Below are 15,844 nucleotides of genomic sequence, written 5' to 3'. Positions count from 1 at the left end.
CGCTATCTGGAGGGACAGGAACATGGCAACTCGGCCACTCGGTGGTGTTCTCGCGCCAATCGCGGCGCTCTATGGCGCAGATGGCGAGCTTGATCTCGACAACTACGCGAAGAATGTCGAGTGGTACGCAAACAGCCCGCTCGATGGCATTGTTGTCATGGGGTCGAATGGCGAGTCTGCGCTGCTGGACGAGGACGAGAAGCTACGCCTGATCGACACAGCGACGAGGACGATCGGTGGTCGGAAGCTCGTGCTGGCCGGCACTGGCGTCGAATCGACAAGAGCGACGATCCGTCTGACTCGTTCTGCGGCTGAGCTCGGCGCGGACTTTGCGCTTGTCGTCACACCGCACTACTACCGGCCGCGGTACGACGCGGAGGCCTACAAGCGACACTATTACGCAGTCGCCGATGCCTCGCCAATCCCGATTGTCGTCTACATCATGACCGCCTACACCGGCGTGGATCTTCCCGCGTCGACGGTGTCGATGCTCTCTGCGCATCCAAACATCGTCGGCGTCAAGGATAGCGCTGGCAATGCGGTGAAGTTTGCTGAGATGGTTGCTGGCGCCGACGATGAGTTTGCCGTGCTGGCCGGGTCCGCGAACTTTCTGTACCCGGCGCTCTGCCTGGGCGCGAAGGGCGGCATCCTCGCGTTGGCCGACGTCGTGCCGGCAGCTTGCGTTGAGTTGCGTGAGCTATTCGAGGCCGGGAACCACGAGGCCGCGCGCCGGGCGCAGTTCAACCTGCTTGCGCCGAACGCCGCCGTGACGACCCGTTTTGGCATTGCAGGCCTGAAGGCTGCCATGGCTCTCGTGGGGTTGGAGACCGGCGATCCGCGTCCACCGCTGCTACCGGCGACAGACGCAGAGCGTTTTGAGATTCAGCGGATCTTCGAGCAGGCCGGGCTGCTTGCCCGCGTTTGAAATGCTCCCGTTTCCAGCTCAAATCGGGTTGATCGCGGATACACATCTGCTTCGCTCGCGATCGTTGCCGGATTCGCTCATTGATGGACTCGCTCGGTGTGACCTGATCTTCCATGCGGGAGATATCAGCCGGCCGTGGGTGCTTGAGTATCTGACGACGTTGGCGCCGGTATACGCGGTTCAAGGGAACAGCGACGATGACGGTTCCGGCCTGATGGCGACGCTGCCGTTGGAGCGGCTGTTTCGGTGTGGGCCCCACACGATCGGTCTGGTCCACGGCCACGACCCAAGTGGCATAACGCGGATGACCGCCCGAGTACGCGCGGTCGATCGGATGCGCGGGATCGTCGATTGGGTCGTGTATGGCCATAGCCACCGACCGGTCATCGAGCTCGTTGATGGACTCTGGATGATCAATCCGGGCTCGCCAACGCAGCCACGGTGGGCGCCGGCGGCGACCTGGGGCACGCTCGATGTGCGGGATGAGGTGCAGGCTCGGCTGATTCAGGTCTGAGCGAGCGGCAAGGAGCGAGCGGCTCGCGCCTGCGCATCTTTCTAAGTGGATTGTCCCCTGATTTTTCCGCTTTCCCGTTGCATGCATGGCGTCTCAGGCACTATACTAGGGTGCGCTTCGCTGACGGCGTCGGGCCGTCTTTCGGCCTGCCGACTGTTGGCAAATCTTACGCGCAGGGATGGTATATGGAACGTACCGAAAACGAAGGATCCACCCCCATCATGCAGGGGACCGTGGATCTTGACCCGGAAAGCAGCATCGACGACGCCGGACGCGCGTTGATGGAACAGCTCCTGGCGGATCCGACGCATGATTACCATACGTTGAAGTATGGCGACGTGCTCGAAGGCACCATCATGCACCTCGATCGCGAGGAAATCCTCGTCGATATCGGATCGAAGTCCGAGGGAGTGATCCCGTCTCGCGAGTCTTCGACGTTGGGCGATGACGAGCGCAGCGCACTCGTAGTAGGCGGCAGCGTCCTCGTGTTCGTAGTGCAGCCCGAAAACCAGGAGGGTCACGCGGTCGTATCGATCGATCGCGCTCGCCAGGAGAAGAGCTGGCGGATTCTCCAGGAGCAGTTCGAGGCCGGCGACGTTATCGACGCCGAGGTCGTGAACTACAACAAGGGCGGTCTGCTGGTGAACCTCGACGGCGTGCGCGGCTTCGTGCCTGCCTCGCAGGTCACCGAGATTCGCGGTGGCGACGATGCGCAGAAGCAGGCCGATATGGCTCGCCTCATCGGCTCGAAGCTGCAGCTTAAGATCATCGAGATCAACCGACATCGCAACCGGCTGATCCTGTCAGAGCGGCAAGCGCTCCAGGAGCGGCGTGATGTGATGAAGGAGAAGCTGATCCAGGATCTCCGCGAGGGCGAAGTCCGGCGCGGACGAGTGTCCAGCATTTGCGACTTCGGCGCTTTCGTCGATGTCGGGGGCGCGGACGGACTCGTTCACCTGTCGGAACTGTCCTGGAGCCGCGTGCGCCACCCGAGCGAGGTGTTGCACATCGGGCAGGAGATCGACGTCTTCGTGCTCGGCATCAACGCCGACGAGAAGAAGATCGCTCTGTCGATCAAGCGAACCCAGGCTGAGCCATGGAGCCGGGTCGCGGCCAAGTATGAAGTCAACCAGCTTGTGATCGGCACGGTCACGCAGCTTGCCAACTTCGGAGCGTTCGCGCGGATCGAAGACGGCATTGAGGGCCTGGTCCACGTGTCGGAACTCTCCGATCTCCGGATCAGCCACCCACGTCAGCTCGTTCATGAGGGTCAGGACCTCCTCGTGCGGATCATCCGAATCGATCCGCAGCGACGCAGGATGGGCCTGAGTCTCCGACGCGCGCTTGAGGCCACCGACGAAGAAGTCGAAGAGGCGCTCGGCGCTGAGGCTGTCGAGCTCAAGCATCAGCTTCTGGCACTCGAGGTCGAGCCAGATGAGGATGGCGTGCCCGCACAGCGTATCGAACGGGAGCCGTCTCCCGAAGTTGAGGAAACTGAGGAATCCTCGGCTCCGCTGGCTGCAGCGGTTGTGCTGGAGGATGACGAAGAGCCGCAGACCGCGGCAGGGTTGGCGCTGTCGCAGGCATTTGCCGAGGCGGCCGCGGCGGATGAATCCGCATCGAACGATGAAGGCGGCGATTCCACCGCCACCGATGGCGAGCCCGGAGATTCGTCGAGCTAGGCGTCCCTCAGCTCCCGATTCGCCAGAACATGTACCTCACTTCAAGACGCGGCCGGCCCAATCTGGGCCGGTCGCATCTGACTTACTGCCGGGCTACCCTACCCCGGCTCGCTGGCCGGGGACTTGCATCGTCCGGTGTCCAGCAGTAGGCTCGTTGCAGGTAACTACGCTAGTGCGAGCGTTGCCGCGACGAGCGTCGGAATTCGGCGCGCCGATCGCGCCCGATCGTCGGAGACAATCACATGGCAGACAAATTCGAGAAGTTCACAGAGCGCGCGCGCAAGGTCCTGACGTTGGCACAGGAGGAGGCCCAGCGCTTTAACCACAATTACATCGGCACTGAGCATCTCCTGCTTGGCCTGGTCCGCGAGGGTGACGGTGTCGCCGCGCGTGTCCTAAGCAACATGGGTGTCCAGTTGCCAAAGGTACGGTCGGCGGTCGAGTTCATCATCGGCCGTGGCGAGACCGTCATTATGGGCGAGATCGGCCTCACGCCTCGCGCGAAGAAGGTCATTGAGCTTGCCGTCGATGAGGCCCGCAGACTGAACCATCACTACATCGGCACCGAGCATCTGCTCCTCGGTCTCGTCCGCGAAGGCGAGGGCATCGCCGCCGGCGTGCTCGAAAGTCTCGGCGTCAACCTGGAGAAGGTGCGTGCCCAGGTGATGCAAGTCGTCAGCCAGAATGCCGGGTATCAGCAGACCAAGCAGACGACGAAGACGCCCTATCTTGACGCCCTGGGCTTCGACCTGACCGAGGCCGCGCGCCAATCGAAGCTGGATCCGATCATCGGGCGCCAGAATGAGATCGAGCGCGTGATGCAGATCCTCTCGCGCCGGACGAAGAACAATCCCGCGCTCATTGGTGAGCCGGGCGTTGGCAAGACCGCAATTGTTGAGGGCCTGGCCCAGCGGATCATTAGCGGCGACGTCCCCGAACCGCTTCAGAACAAGCGTGTGGTCGCGCTCGATATCGGCGCGCTCGTCGCTGGAACGAAATATCGTGGCGAGTTCGAGGAGCGCCTGAAGAAGATCGTCGGCGAAGTCAAGGAGACCGGCGCGATTCTCTTCATCGATGAGCTGCACACGCTCGTTGGCGCTGGCGCTGCCGAGGGCGCGGTTGATGCCGCGAACATCCTCAAGCCCGCGCTGTCTCGGGGCGAGGTACAAACGATCGGCGCGACGACACTCGACGAATATCGCAAGTACATCGAGCGTGACGCGGCACTCGAACGCCGGTTTCAGCCGATCCAGGTGCCAGAACCGACGACCGAGGAGACCGTTGCGATCCTGCACGGGATCCGCGAACGATACGAAGAACACCACAAGCTCAAGATCACAGACGCCGCGCTGGAGTCGGCCGCCCAGCTGGCCGCTCGCTACGTCACAGACCGGTTCATGCCCGACAAGGCGATCGATCTGATCGACGAAGCCTCGTCACGAGTGCGGATGTATCGTTCTGCCTCTCCACCGAGCCTGAAGGAAGCGATGCGCGGCATGGAAAGCCTCCAGCGTGAGCTTGACGCCGCGGTCTCAGGGCAGGAGTTCGAGCTCGCGGCAGAATTGCGCGACCGTGAACGCAAGTTGCGGATGCGTATCGCCGAGCTGGAGAAGGACTGGAAAGAGGAGCAGGGCAGCGATAGTCCCGAGGTGACCGAGGAGGACATCGCACAAGTCGTTTCGATGTGGACCGGCATACCGCTGACGCGGTTGGCGGCTGAGGAGTCCGAGCGGCTCCTGCACATGGAAGCCGCCCTGCATGAGCGAATTATCGGCCAGGACGAGGCAATTTCCATGATGGCGAAGGCCGTGCGGAGAGCGCGGGCCGGCCTGAAGGATCCTCGTCGCCCGATCGGGTCGTTCATCTTCCTCGGCCCCACGGGCGTCGGCAAGTCACTGTTGGCTCGCGCACTTGCCGAGTTCATGTTCGGCTCTGACGACGCGCTCATCAAGATCGATATGAGTGAGTTCATGGAGCGGCACACTGTCTCGCGGCTCGTCGGAGCGCCTCCGGGCTATGTCGGCTATGAAGAAGGCGGACAGCTGACCGAGTCGGTCCGGCGGAAGAGCTACTCGGTGATCCTGCTTGACGAGATCGAGAAGGCGCACCCCGATGCCTTCAATATGCTCTTGCAGATCCTCGAGGACGGTAACCTGGCGGATGCCAAGGGCCGTCGAGTGGACTTTCGCAACACGATTATCATCATGACATCCAACATCGGCGCCGAGCAGATCACGACCGACAAGCAGTTCGGGTTCGCGACGTCGGCCGACGGGGCCAAGAAGGCGCAGCAGGACTACGACCGCATGCGAGAGCGTGTTACAGATCAACTGAAGCGCACGTTCCGCCCTGAATTCTTGAACCGCATCGACGGCGTCATCGTCTTCCATGCGCTCTCGACCGAGCAGATCCGCGAGATCGTTGAGCTGGAGCTGAAACGGATCAAGACTCAGCTGGCCGAGCAGTCGATCACGCTGGATGTCACCACCGGCGCACAGGACTTCCTTGGCGATCGTGGCTACGATCGACAGTATGGCGCACGCCCGCTCCGGCGCATCATTCAGAATCTGATCGAAGATCCTCTCGCGGAAGGTCTTCTTGACGGTCGATACAAGCCCGGAATTACGATCGTGGTGGACGTCGAAGATGAGCTGCTGAAGATCGAGCCTGCTCCCGCGTTAGCGGCTGTCTGACGCAAGGGCCGAAGAATATCGTGGATCGCGCAGCACGGGGGTGAATGAACCTCCGTGCTTGCTCGTGCGAGGGCTGTGAGCATTGGCCAGGCCACGAACGAAGTACATCTGCCAGCAGTGTGGACGGGAGAGCGCGAGCTACTACGGTCGTTGTCCCGACTGTGGGGCATGGGGTTCGCTGGTCGAGACGATGGAGGCCCGACCAGCAACGACAGGGCCAGGCAGCGCAGCGCGACCGCCGTCAGCCGCACAGCCGCAGCCGTTGTCTTCCGTGCCGAGCGCGAATCTGAAACGCCGGCCATTGCCGACCGAAGAGTTTTCCCGCGTCCTCGGAGGCGGGGTTGTGCCCGGCTCACTCGTGTTGGTTGGTGGGGACCCCGGGATCGGGAAGTCGACATTACTCCTGCAAGCAGCGGCTGAACTGTCGGCCAGCGGAGAATCGGTACTCTACGTGACCGCCGAGGAGTCGGCGCAACAGGTGAAGCTTCGCGCCGAGCGCGTCGGCATTGGCATCGATCATCTCTATGTCCTCTCCGAGACGAACATCGACGACATCATCGGCGCGGCGGAGCAGCTCGGCCCGGTTGTTGTCATCATCGACTCAATCCAGACCGTCTTCACACCAGAGATCAGCTCTGCGGCCGGCAGCGTCAGTCAGGTTCGAGAGTGCGCCTCCCGTCTGGTGAGCTACGCCAAGCCGCGCGACGTAGCGGTCTTTCTCGTTGGCCATGTGACCAAGGAAGGGTCGATTGCCGGGCCGCGCGTGCTCGAGCACATGGTCGACGCAGTGCTCTACCTCGAAGGCGACCGTTTTCACCAGTACCGCATCCTGCGGGCGGTTAAGAATCGCTTTGGCCCGACTGATGAGGTCGGGGTGTTCGAGATGGTCGAGCAGGGGATGCGTGAGGTCCGCAACCCCAGTGAGGCGTTTCTCGAAGAGCGACCGGGAAACGCGGCGGGATCGACCGTGGTCGTGACGATGGAAGGCACGCGGCCGATTCTGGTCGAAGTGCAGGGTCTGACGAGCGCAAGCTCGTTCGGCAACGCCCGTCGCACGGCCAACGGGATCGATCTGAGTCGAATGCAGATGCTTGTTGCCGTTCTGTCCCGACGCGTCGGGCTGGCTCTGGCCGACCAGGATGTGTTTGTCAACGTCGTTGGGGGCATGAGGCTGGGCGAGCCGGCGGCAGACCTGGGAGTAGCCCTCGCGATCGCATCGAGCTATCGCGAGACGCGCGTCGATCCACGCCTGGTGACAATCGGAGAGGTGGGGCTGGCAGGTGAGCTCCGGTCTGTCGGCCAACTCGAGCGGCGGTTGCAGGAGGCGTCAAAGCTGGGGTTCAGCAAGGCGCTCATTCCAGCGACCGTGGGCCGCGGCCTCGTGCGGCCACCTGCCGGCCTGGATCTTATCCGCGCCGCGACGCTCGACGAGGCGATCGACAGAGCAGTCGTCCGCTAGCCAGAACGGTCACCAATGAGCCGCTCCAGCTCGTCGGCGATTCGCGTTGCGGCATTACCCTGCGGCTGCCCGCGTGCCGCGTCAGCCATCTCGCGCAGACGCGCGGGGTTCTCGACGAGCAGGCGGATCTCGTTGGTCAGCCGTGTCGGTGTGAGGTCGTCCTGGTCGATGACGACTGCCGCGCCGATGTCGGCAAGCTGGAGCGCGTTCTGCCGCTGCTCTTCGGCGCCGGGGAGTGGAACGAGTATGGCGGGGATGCCAAGCGCGCTGAGCTCGTTCACCGTTCCCGCTCCCGCTCGACCGACGACAAGACTCGCTGCCGCGTAGACATCGCCGATCTCGTCACCCACGGTCTCAACGACACGGTAGCGCTCGCGCAACTGCGACGGGAGGCGGGAGGCACGGTCGCGAAGAAGGTCGATGTCATCGTGAACCGTCGCAGGGCCACACTGATGAATCGATTCGACATATCCCAGCAGCGCATCCAGCGCGTCCGCAACAATCTGATTAATGGCGCTAGCCCCCTGCGCGCCGCCGGTAATGTAAACAAGCGGCAACGCGCCGGGCAATTCGAAACGTCGCAGCGCAGCGTCACGACTTCCTCCCAGCACGGCCGGCCGGATCGGGTTGCCAGTCACGACAACACGACCTCGTGGCGCGCTGACAAGCGAGCGAGACCGCTCGAAGGACAGGGCGACGACGTCGGCAAAGCGCGCGTTGATCCGGGTAGCCAGCCCGATATGCGCTGTCTGCTCGTGGGTCAATATCGGGACTCGGCGGGCGCGGGCGGCGACGACAGTCGGCACACTGACGAAACCACCCGTGGATAGCACGATGTCCGGCTTCCATCGACCGAGGATACGCCACGCCTGAACGGCCCCGATGGGAATGCGAACCGCATCGATCGGCGTCTCCAGGGAGACATATCGGCGCAACTTGCCGGTCTTGATCGCGGCATACGACGCGTGCGCCGACGAGGCGGCTGTGCGCTCGAATTCATTGCCGGACCCAACCCAGAGGATGTCGACTGGCCGGCGGCGTTGAAGCTCGCGAATGACGGCAATCGCTGGCGAGATGTGGCCTCCGGATCCGCCCCCGGCAACGATCAGCCGGACAGGGGCCTGTGAACGGTGGGTGGTAGACTCCGAGCGCAACAGTATCCTCCGGGTGGTTTTCTCGATCGATCGTCCGCCGGCCCGTGGCCGGGCTCGCGCCAAGGAGTGTTCCATCAAGCAGCCCGCGTCTCAAGTCGCGTCACCGAGCATCGCCCGCACTGCCGCGTTTGCGGGAGCAGCGGCAGCGATCGTGCTTATCGCGGACCTGCTTTCCAAGAGGATCGTTCTGGATCGGCTTGGCCCTGGCGGTGATCTCGATGTCGTTACGGTGATTCCCGGTGTTCTGCGGTTCGTCTATGTCCGCAATACCGGCTCGGCGTTTGGTTTGTTTCAGGGCAGCTCCGACGTTCTCAAGGTGCTAGCGGTCGTGGCCGTGGCCATCCTCGGCGTCTACTACGCCCGCGCGGCAGCAAAGGATGCCCTCCTGGCGGTGGCGTTGGGACTCCAGGTAGGCGGCGCGATCGGGAACATATCCGATCGATTCCGCTTTGGCTATGTGATCGACTGGATCGACTTCCCCCGATTCCCGACGTTCAATCTGGCCGACACAGGGATCACGATCGGTGTTGTGCTGTTGGTCTATTGTTTGCTGTTTCGCGACCCGGGCCGTCATGTGCCCGACGGGGGTGTAGCTGATGTTGTCCGGTCTGTCGCCGATCTGAACGAATTGCCCGACAAACGATGAACGATGCGTCTGTGTTTGTCGTGCGAATTGACGTGCCGCCAGAGTCCGCCTCGGAGCGAATCGATCGATTCGTGACCGATCGAATGCCGGACACCAGCCGGTCATTTGTCCAGCGGCTCATTGAGGCTGGGAACGTTCTGGTCAACGGAGAACCCGTCCGGGCGAGCTACAAGGTCGCGGTGGGCGACCGTGTCGAGGTGCGCGCCCCTGGGCCGGAGGAACCGACAGAAATCACGCCGGCAGTGATTCCTATCCCGATCGTGTTCGAGGATATTGACGTGATGGTGTTCGACAAGCCAGCCGGACTCGTGGTTCATCCAGCGCCTGGGCATGAGCATGGCACGTTGGTGAATGTCCTGAAGTGGCTACGGCCCGAGAGCATCACTCCCGGCGCCGAACGCCCCGGGATCGTCCACCGTCTCGACAAGGACACATCCGGGCTTATCGTTGTCGCCAAGACGGAGCGGGCACGGTTGTCGTTGCTCCGTCAGTGGCAGCAGCGAGACGTCGTGAAGGAGTACACGGCCCTGGTGGTTGGGACCATCGCTGAGGAGGAGGCGACGATCGACGCGCCGATCGGGCGCGACCCCAACAACCGGAAGCGGATGGCGGTCGTTCGCGAGGGTCGACCTTCCGTTTCTCACTTCGGCGTCATCTCCCGATATCCCGGCTACACGTTGCTCGATGTCAACATCGAGACAGGACGCACACATCAGATCCGCGTCCATTGTGCGTTTATCAAGCATCCGGTCGCCGGCGACATCCTGTATGGCGGTCGCGCGCCAGATCTGAGGCTGAAGCGTCAATTCCTCCATGCCCGGCGCTTGCGCTTCGCACTGCCGGGCGGACAGCCAATCGACGTTGAAGCGCCGCTTCCGGCGGATCTGCGGGCAGTTCTGGACGATCTGGAGCGAGAGCGCGCGTGATGGCCGCGTCACGCCGCGAGACCATCGAGGCAATCTATCGGGCAGCAATCGACCAGGTCGAGGCCGGCGTGGCGGTGAGCCGTGTCTTGTCGCGAGAAACAGGTCACGCGTTGACGGCCGGAGATCAGACACTCGACATCGGTGACTACGGCGTCTGGGCGATCGCGATCGGTAAGGCCGGCTGCCAGATGATGGCGTCGGTCGAGACGATAGCGGGGGATCGTTTCGCGGGCGGTCTGGTCGTGACGAAGTCTGTCCCGGTGGACATCCAGCTGCGCTCGGAGATCCTGGTCGGCTCACATCCGGTGCCAGATGCGCGGTCACTTGAGGCGGGCGAACGCCTGATCGATTTCGTCCGGATGATTCCCGATGGCGCGTTGGTGCTTTGTCTGATCTCGGGAGGCGGATCGGCGCTCGTCGATGCGCTGAGACCCGGAGTGACACTCGAGCAACTGCGCGACATCACCGCGACACTGCTTCGGAGCGGAGCATCGATCGGCGAGATGAACGCGGTTCGGGCGCGTCTCAGTCGTATCAAGGGCGGAGGGCTGCTTGCCCTGCTGAACGGCCGACGGGTGGTCAATCTGATCATCTCGGACGTGCTTGGCAATCCGCTTCAGGTCATCGCCAGCGGACCGACCGTGATGCCGGACGGACACGAGGTTGCCGGCGAAGTTATCCGTCGATACTCGCTGGACATCACGCTGCCGACAGAAGCCAGGACGGATCTGGCGCCGCCGCTGATGACGCTGATCATTGCGGACATCAACGCGGCTCTCGCCGCGTCGGCCGACGCGGCGCGTCAGATGGGTCTTGCCGCGCATGTGCTGACTTCCAGCGTGGACATTGAGGCCCGGCAGGCGGGGCGACTGTTCGGCGGAATTGTTGCCGACGTGGCGAGGGGCTGGGGGACTCTGACGACGCCCTGTTGCATCCTGGCAGGCGGAGAGACGGTCGTGACCCTGCGTGGCGGCGGGATTGGCGGGCGGAATTGTGAAGCCGCTGTTGCCGCCGCAATCGCGATCGCTGGTATCGAGGATTGCGTCGTCGGTTGCCTGGCGACCGATGGTGACGACGGAACGAGCGGGGGCGCTGGTGGCATCGTCGATGGGACGACGTTGCACGATCGTCGGGCGGCAGAGGCGGCACTGGCCGGCAACGACACATATCCATGGTTGCGGGGACGTGGCGCCGCGTTCGAAACTGGTCCGAGTGGGACGAACGTCAATGATCTCTTCATTGGCATCGTGGCGCCTGCTGACTGGACGCCGGACTGAGGCGCTCGTATAGTATCGCCGCAGCGCTACCCTGAGCGAAAGGACATATTGCTGGTGAATGTCAGCGACGCCATCGTTGAGATCCTCGTCCAGAGTGGCATTGAGCACATCTTTGGCCTTCCTGGCGACACCGGAATGGACTTCTACGACGCCCTGTATCGCAACGAAGGTCGCATCCAGCACATTCTGACGAGAGACGAGCGGTCGGCCTCGTTCATGGCGGATGCCTACGCGCGGGTTTCGGGCAAGGTCGGCGTCTGCGAAGGGCCAAGTGGCGGTGGGGCGACGTATATCGTGCCGGGCGTGGCCGAGGCACATGGCTCGTTCTTGCCGCTTCTGGTGCTGACCTCTGATACTCCGATTCGAGAGGAAGGGCGAGGAGTTCTTACCGAGCTCGACCAGCGCGCGCTGTTTCAACCGATCACCAAGTGGGCTGCGCGAATGACTACCGCAAACACCGCGCCGGATGTCGTTCGTCGCGCGTTGCGGCTTGCGACGACCGGCCGGCCAGGCGCAGTGTCGATTTCCATGCCCGCAGACGTTCTCAAGGCGCCGGTCGACGAAGCACACGTTTACGGGGTGCCACAGTTCGGCGCAGCGCCGGCAAGCCGACCGCGACCGGATTCATCCGAGATCGAGCGGGCGGCCGACGTGATTCGAAACGCAACACGACCTGTTATCGTGGCTGGTGGAGGCGTCCTCATCTCGCAGGCGTGGGATGCGCTGACCGCGCTGGCCGAAGCAGGGTCGATTCCTGTTGGGACATCGATCAACGGGAAGGGCAGCATCGCCGAGACGAATCGGCTGTCGCTTGGAATCGTGGGGGGAAACGGCGCTCGTCCGTACGCAAACTCGATTCTCGCTGAAGCGGATGTCGTCATCCTCGTCGGCACTCGAACCGACTCGACCACGACGCTGAACTGGACCCTGCCCCGACGAGATGCCGCGCTGAAGGTTGTTCACATCGATGTCGATCCGTGGCAGCTTGGCAACAATTATCGCACCGTTGCGCCGGTTATCGGCGATGCGCGCGCGGCGCTCGAGGATCTTGTCGATGCGCTCGGTGTCACTCCCGCCGACGCGGAGCGTGTGCTCTGGTTGGACGGCATCGATGCCGCACGACGCGACTATTTCGATCGTGTCGCCGAGGAGGCTCGTTCGGAATCTCAGCCGATCAAGCCGCAACGCGTGATCGCAACATTAAAGCGACTCCTGCCGGCGGAGACCGTCATCGTCGCCGATCCTGGCACCCCGACACCGTACATCGGCGCGCAGTACGTATTGCCGAACCCGGGGCGCTGGACAGTGATCCCGCGCGCACATGGGGGGCTCGGATATTCGCTTCCCGGAGTTGTCGGCGCGCACTATGCTCGGCCGAGCGCAAGGACGATCGGGCTGATGGGGGATGGCTCGTTCGGCATGTCCGTCGGGGAACTGGAGACGATTTCCCGGCTGAACCTGCCCATCACTCTGGTTCACTTCAACAACGGGGCGTTCGGCTGGATCAAGGAATTGCAGCACCTCTACCACGATCGCCGCTACTTCTCGGTCGACTTCAACCCCGTCGACTACACTGCGATCGCACGCGGTTTCGGCCTTCGCGCCTGGCAGGTTACCGACCCTGCTGACGTCGAAAGAACATTCCGGGAGGCGCTGGACTCTGGAGGTCCAGCCTTTGTCGATATCGTCACGGAGTCGCAACTCACTGAGACTCCGCCTGTGCATGCGTGGCTCGACGCAGCAGCGAAGATGGAGGAGCAATCGTGACGACATCGCGCAAGCCCATGCTGCTGGATGTTGATACGGGTGTTGACGATGCGATGGCGATCGGGTTGGCATCGCGCCTTGACCGCCATGAGCTGGTCGCAATCACGACCGTGGCTGGCAATGTGCCAGTCGATGCCACCACCAGAAACACACGAGCTGTCGCCGGCTGGCTCGGTCTGGACGTCCCGATCCACGCCGGTATGGATCGGCCGCTCTTCCGCGAACTCCACGACGCCCGCGAACACCATGGCGAGGCGGGTCTCGGAGACTGGCAGCCCGACGTGGCGCTGGCCCCGTTGTCGGATGTCACGGCGCCCGAAGCGATCGTGAGGCTTGCTCGTGAGCATCGAGGCGACATTACGTTTGTCTTCGTCGGACCGCTCACGAACCTCGCGGTGGCATTGTCGCTCGAGCCCCGGTTGGTCGACTGGGTGGATCGCCTTGTGATCATGGGCGGCGCGTTCTTCAAGCCGGGAAACATGACCCGCTACGCCGAGTTCAACATTTACGTCGATCCAGATGCCGCGCAGCGTGTGGCGGACGCCGGGTTCCGAGCTACCTGGGTGGGCCTTGATGTGACACAACAAACAACAATGACGCGTCATGACTGGGATTCCCTCGACGGCGCCACGGCGCCCGGCGCGGTGCTTGTTCGCGAGATGACTCGCCGTATGCTGGTCGACCTTGGCCGGCCGGCGGCGAATCTTCATGACCCGCTGGCAGTTGCGGTCGCGGAGGATCCGTCGCTCGTTGGCATGTCAGACGGTCTTGTTGTGGTGGAGACGACCGAGCCGGGCCGTGGCCGGACGCGTCTGGCGGAGTGCTCTCCGGGCGATTCGCGCGCGTCAGTCTGCCGAACAGTCGACAACGTCGCCTTCAGAAGCCTGTTCGCACGGATCTCCGGCGAATTCCCACCGCCTGCTTGACGTAGAGCTCGAGAACGTACAGTATCGAGCGAAGCGTACGTTGTGGTAGCGAATCAATCGGGACGATACGTCTGCCCAGGACGGGTGTGTGGACTATGGATCACTCGACCGTCGTACCAGAACAACCTCCGCTGCAGGACATCGACCTGTTGCAGCGTCTCACGCGGTATTTTGACGAGCTCGACCTCCGGTTACGCCAGGGCCAGGGCTGGGTGATCTTCAACGCGTCCGGCTCGCGCGCGGGACGGATCAATCGATTCTTGCTCGACCATGTTCAGACCGCGAGTACCCCATTCAGCCATTACTTCCTGCCGTGGCGTGACTTCGCTCTGACGGCGTATCTCATCCAGAACGAGCTCCACGGTAACCTCAGTGACAGCGTCGATGGATCGTCAGCCATTCCCGGCGACGAGTACCGGATCGCCGCCAGCGTGTCTCGTCAGACGCTCGCGCGTATGGCAACGTCCGATCTCCTCGTCCTGAGTGGCCTGACGCCGCGTCACGGTCACGAGATCCGGTATCTGGAGGACACGATCGAGCGACGACATCGCTTCCGGCTGGCGACGATTCTGATCACTCCCGATCAGCCGCACGAGCTGGCGATCGAGGTGGCACATGCTAGTGGTGAGGTCGACGCCTGGACGCGCCTTTCGGGCCGGCTCTTCGAAACAAGTCTCGTCGCGATGTAGGGGGGCTACTGAGTTCGTTCGAGCGCCAGGTTGGCGAAGGCCTGGAACTGCCCGAACAGCGACGGATCCTCGATGAATGCGAGACGGGCCAACCCGTTTGCAACGTGATCGCGGGCGGTGTTGATCGCAGCATCGATCGATCCAGATTCCTCGATCCGGATTGCCAGCCGGGAGTATTCCTCGTCCGCGACACCGTCACCGCCGACGACGCGACGGAGAGTATCTGCCTCCTCGGTTCCGTCAATCTGGGCAAGATAGAGCATCGTCGGGAGAGTCACCGTGCCTTGCCGGAGATCGAGGTTTGCGGGCTTACCGGTGACGGCTTCCGTCGAGCGCAAATCCAGCACATCGTCGATGATCTGGAATGCCATGCCGATGTCCCCGCCGAAACCGCGTAGCGCGCCGGTCTCCTCTGCGTTGGCGCCGCCGAGGATGGCGCCCATCTCGGCAGCGCCGGCAAACAGCGACGCGGTCTTACCGTAGATGCGGTGTGAGTACTCCTCGGGTGACTGGTCGAGTCGGTGGGCGGTGAATGCCTCGCGCAGTTGCCCGTCGCAAATGTCGGCCAGTGATGACGCAAACACCGCAACTACCCGGGGATTCATCGTTTCGGCAGCGAGAATGGCGGACTGGGCGAACAGGTAGTCGCCGATCAGAATGACCGTTCCGGTGTCGAAGACGGAGTTCAACGTTGGCTGTCCACGTCGCAGTTGCGATGTGTCGATCGTGTCGTCATGGACCAACGAGGCAGTGTGCAGCAGCTCGATGCCGGCCGCGGCGGGTATGAGAGGTTCAATGCGATAGTCGAACGGCCTGGCCGCGAGCAGTAGAAGCAACGGGCGAAGCCGCTTACCACCCGATTCGACAATAGCCTGCAATAGCCGGCCCAGGCCAGGGTATTCGACCTGTGCCGCGAGGCGCACGCGAGCTTCGACAAGTGCCATATCGTCGCGCAACGACTGCACTACGTCTTCAAACTCGAATTGAGGTTTCGCGGTATCCACGTCTCGTCGATCGACCAGCCCTGTCATTCCCCCCCACGTCCCGTCGAATTACGCGGCGTCCCCCACACGATGAGGATTATACGAAGCCCACCCGTCTGAGCAACCGCATAACCATGCGCGGATACGCGCGTTCTCATTCTAATGTGGGCGGGATGTACACTTCCCCGAATGATGCGCGCCGC

The 15,844-nt window shown here is 62.9% G+C and carries 13 protein-coding genes; 11 read left to right on the top strand and 2 right to left on the bottom strand.

Annotated features, from left to right (window positions below; genetic code table 11):
- Window positions 1-22 precede the first annotated feature (22 nt).
- The 5 genes from V9F06_10315 (at window position 23) to radA (ending at window position 7,273) form a co-directional block, all read left to right on the top strand.
- Window positions 23-925 carry a dihydrodipicolinate synthase family protein gene (locus V9F06_10315; protein ID MEI2617999.1) on the top strand — a complete coding sequence of 301 codons (903 nt, stop codon included), beginning with the start codon at window positions 23-25 and terminating at the stop codon, window positions 923-925.
- Window positions 912-1,439: a metallophosphoesterase family protein gene (locus V9F06_10310; protein ID MEI2617998.1), complete on the top strand. Its 528-nt coding sequence runs from the start codon at window positions 912-914 to the stop codon at window positions 1,437-1,439. The genes V9F06_10315 and V9F06_10310 overlap by 14 nt, the downstream gene beginning before the upstream one ends.
- Window positions 1,440-1,660: 221 nt before the next feature.
- On the top strand, window positions 1,661-3,121 hold the full coding sequence (rpsA, locus tag V9F06_10305) for a 30S ribosomal protein S1 (GenBank protein ID MEI2617997.1): 1,461 nt from the start codon (window positions 1,661-1,663) through the stop codon (window positions 3,119-3,121).
- Window positions 3,122-3,363: 242 nt separating this feature from the next.
- Window positions 3,364-5,814 (top strand): ATP-dependent Clp protease ATP-binding subunit, encoded by a 2,451-nt coding sequence (locus V9F06_10300; GenBank protein MEI2617996.1) that lies wholly within the window; start codon window positions 3,364-3,366, stop codon window positions 5,812-5,814.
- Window positions 5,815-5,896: 82 nt separating this feature from the next.
- Window positions 5,897-7,273 (top strand): DNA repair protein RadA, encoded by a 1,377-nt coding sequence (gene radA / locus V9F06_10295; GenBank protein ID MEI2617995.1) that lies wholly within the window; start codon window positions 5,897-5,899, stop codon window positions 7,271-7,273.
- Here the strand turns inward: radA and murG are convergent.
- The gene (gene murG / locus V9F06_10290) at window positions 7,270-8,427 is read right to left on the bottom strand and encodes an undecaprenyldiphospho-muramoylpentapeptide beta-N-acetylglucosaminyltransferase (protein ID MEI2617994.1); all 1,158 of its coding nucleotides are present in this window, start codon (window positions 8,425-8,427) and stop codon (window positions 7,270-7,272) included. The genes radA and murG overlap by 4 nt on opposite strands.
- On the opposite strand from murG, the gene lspA reads away from it, so the two are divergent.
- From lspA to V9F06_10260, 6 genes are all read left to right on the top strand, one after another.
- Window positions 8,408-9,073, top strand: a complete 666-nt coding sequence (lspA, locus tag V9F06_10285) for a signal peptidase II (protein MEI2617993.1) — start codon at window positions 8,408-8,410, stop codon at window positions 9,071-9,073. The genes murG and lspA overlap by 20 nt on opposite strands.
- Window positions 9,070-9,999, top strand: coding sequence for an RluA family pseudouridine synthase (locus tag V9F06_10280; protein MEI2617992.1), 930 nt, complete (start codon window positions 9,070-9,072; stop codon window positions 9,997-9,999). Before lspA ends, V9F06_10280 begins: the two co-directional genes overlap by 4 nt.
- The gene (locus V9F06_10275) at window positions 9,999-11,276 is read left to right on the top strand and encodes a DUF4147 domain-containing protein (protein ID MEI2617991.1); all 1,278 of its coding nucleotides are present in this window, start codon (window positions 9,999-10,001) and stop codon (window positions 11,274-11,276) included. The genes V9F06_10280 and V9F06_10275 overlap by 1 nt, the downstream gene beginning before the upstream one ends.
- A 54-nt stretch (window positions 11,277-11,330) precedes the next feature.
- Complete coding sequence (locus tag V9F06_10270; GenBank protein MEI2617990.1) at window positions 11,331-13,043, top strand: thiamine pyrophosphate-binding protein; 1,713 nt, start codon at window positions 11,331-11,333, stop codon at window positions 13,041-13,043.
- The gene (locus V9F06_10265) at window positions 13,040-13,969 is read left to right on the top strand and encodes a nucleoside hydrolase (protein MEI2617989.1); all 930 of its coding nucleotides are present in this window, start codon (window positions 13,040-13,042) and stop codon (window positions 13,967-13,969) included. The genes V9F06_10270 and V9F06_10265 overlap by 4 nt, the downstream gene beginning before the upstream one ends.
- Before the next feature lie 95 nt (window positions 13,970-14,064).
- Window positions 14,065-14,658: a hypothetical protein gene (locus V9F06_10260; protein MEI2617988.1), complete on the top strand. Its 594-nt coding sequence runs from the start codon at window positions 14,065-14,067 to the stop codon at window positions 14,656-14,658.
- Window positions 14,659-14,663: 5 nt separating this feature from the next.
- Here V9F06_10260 and V9F06_10255 read toward each other — a convergent pair whose 3' ends face one another.
- Entirely contained in the window at window positions 14,664-15,689 is a 1,026-nt protein-coding gene (locus V9F06_10255) for a polyprenyl synthetase family protein (GenBank protein ID MEI2617987.1), read from the bottom strand.
- Between the last annotated feature and the right edge of the window lie 155 nt (window positions 15,690-15,844).

Source organism: Thermomicrobiales bacterium (genome assembly GCA_037045155.1).
Taxonomy (GTDB): Bacteria; Chloroflexota; Chloroflexia; order Thermomicrobiales; family CFX8; genus JAMLIA01.
This window is presented reverse-complemented; position numbering and strand designations above follow the sequence as displayed.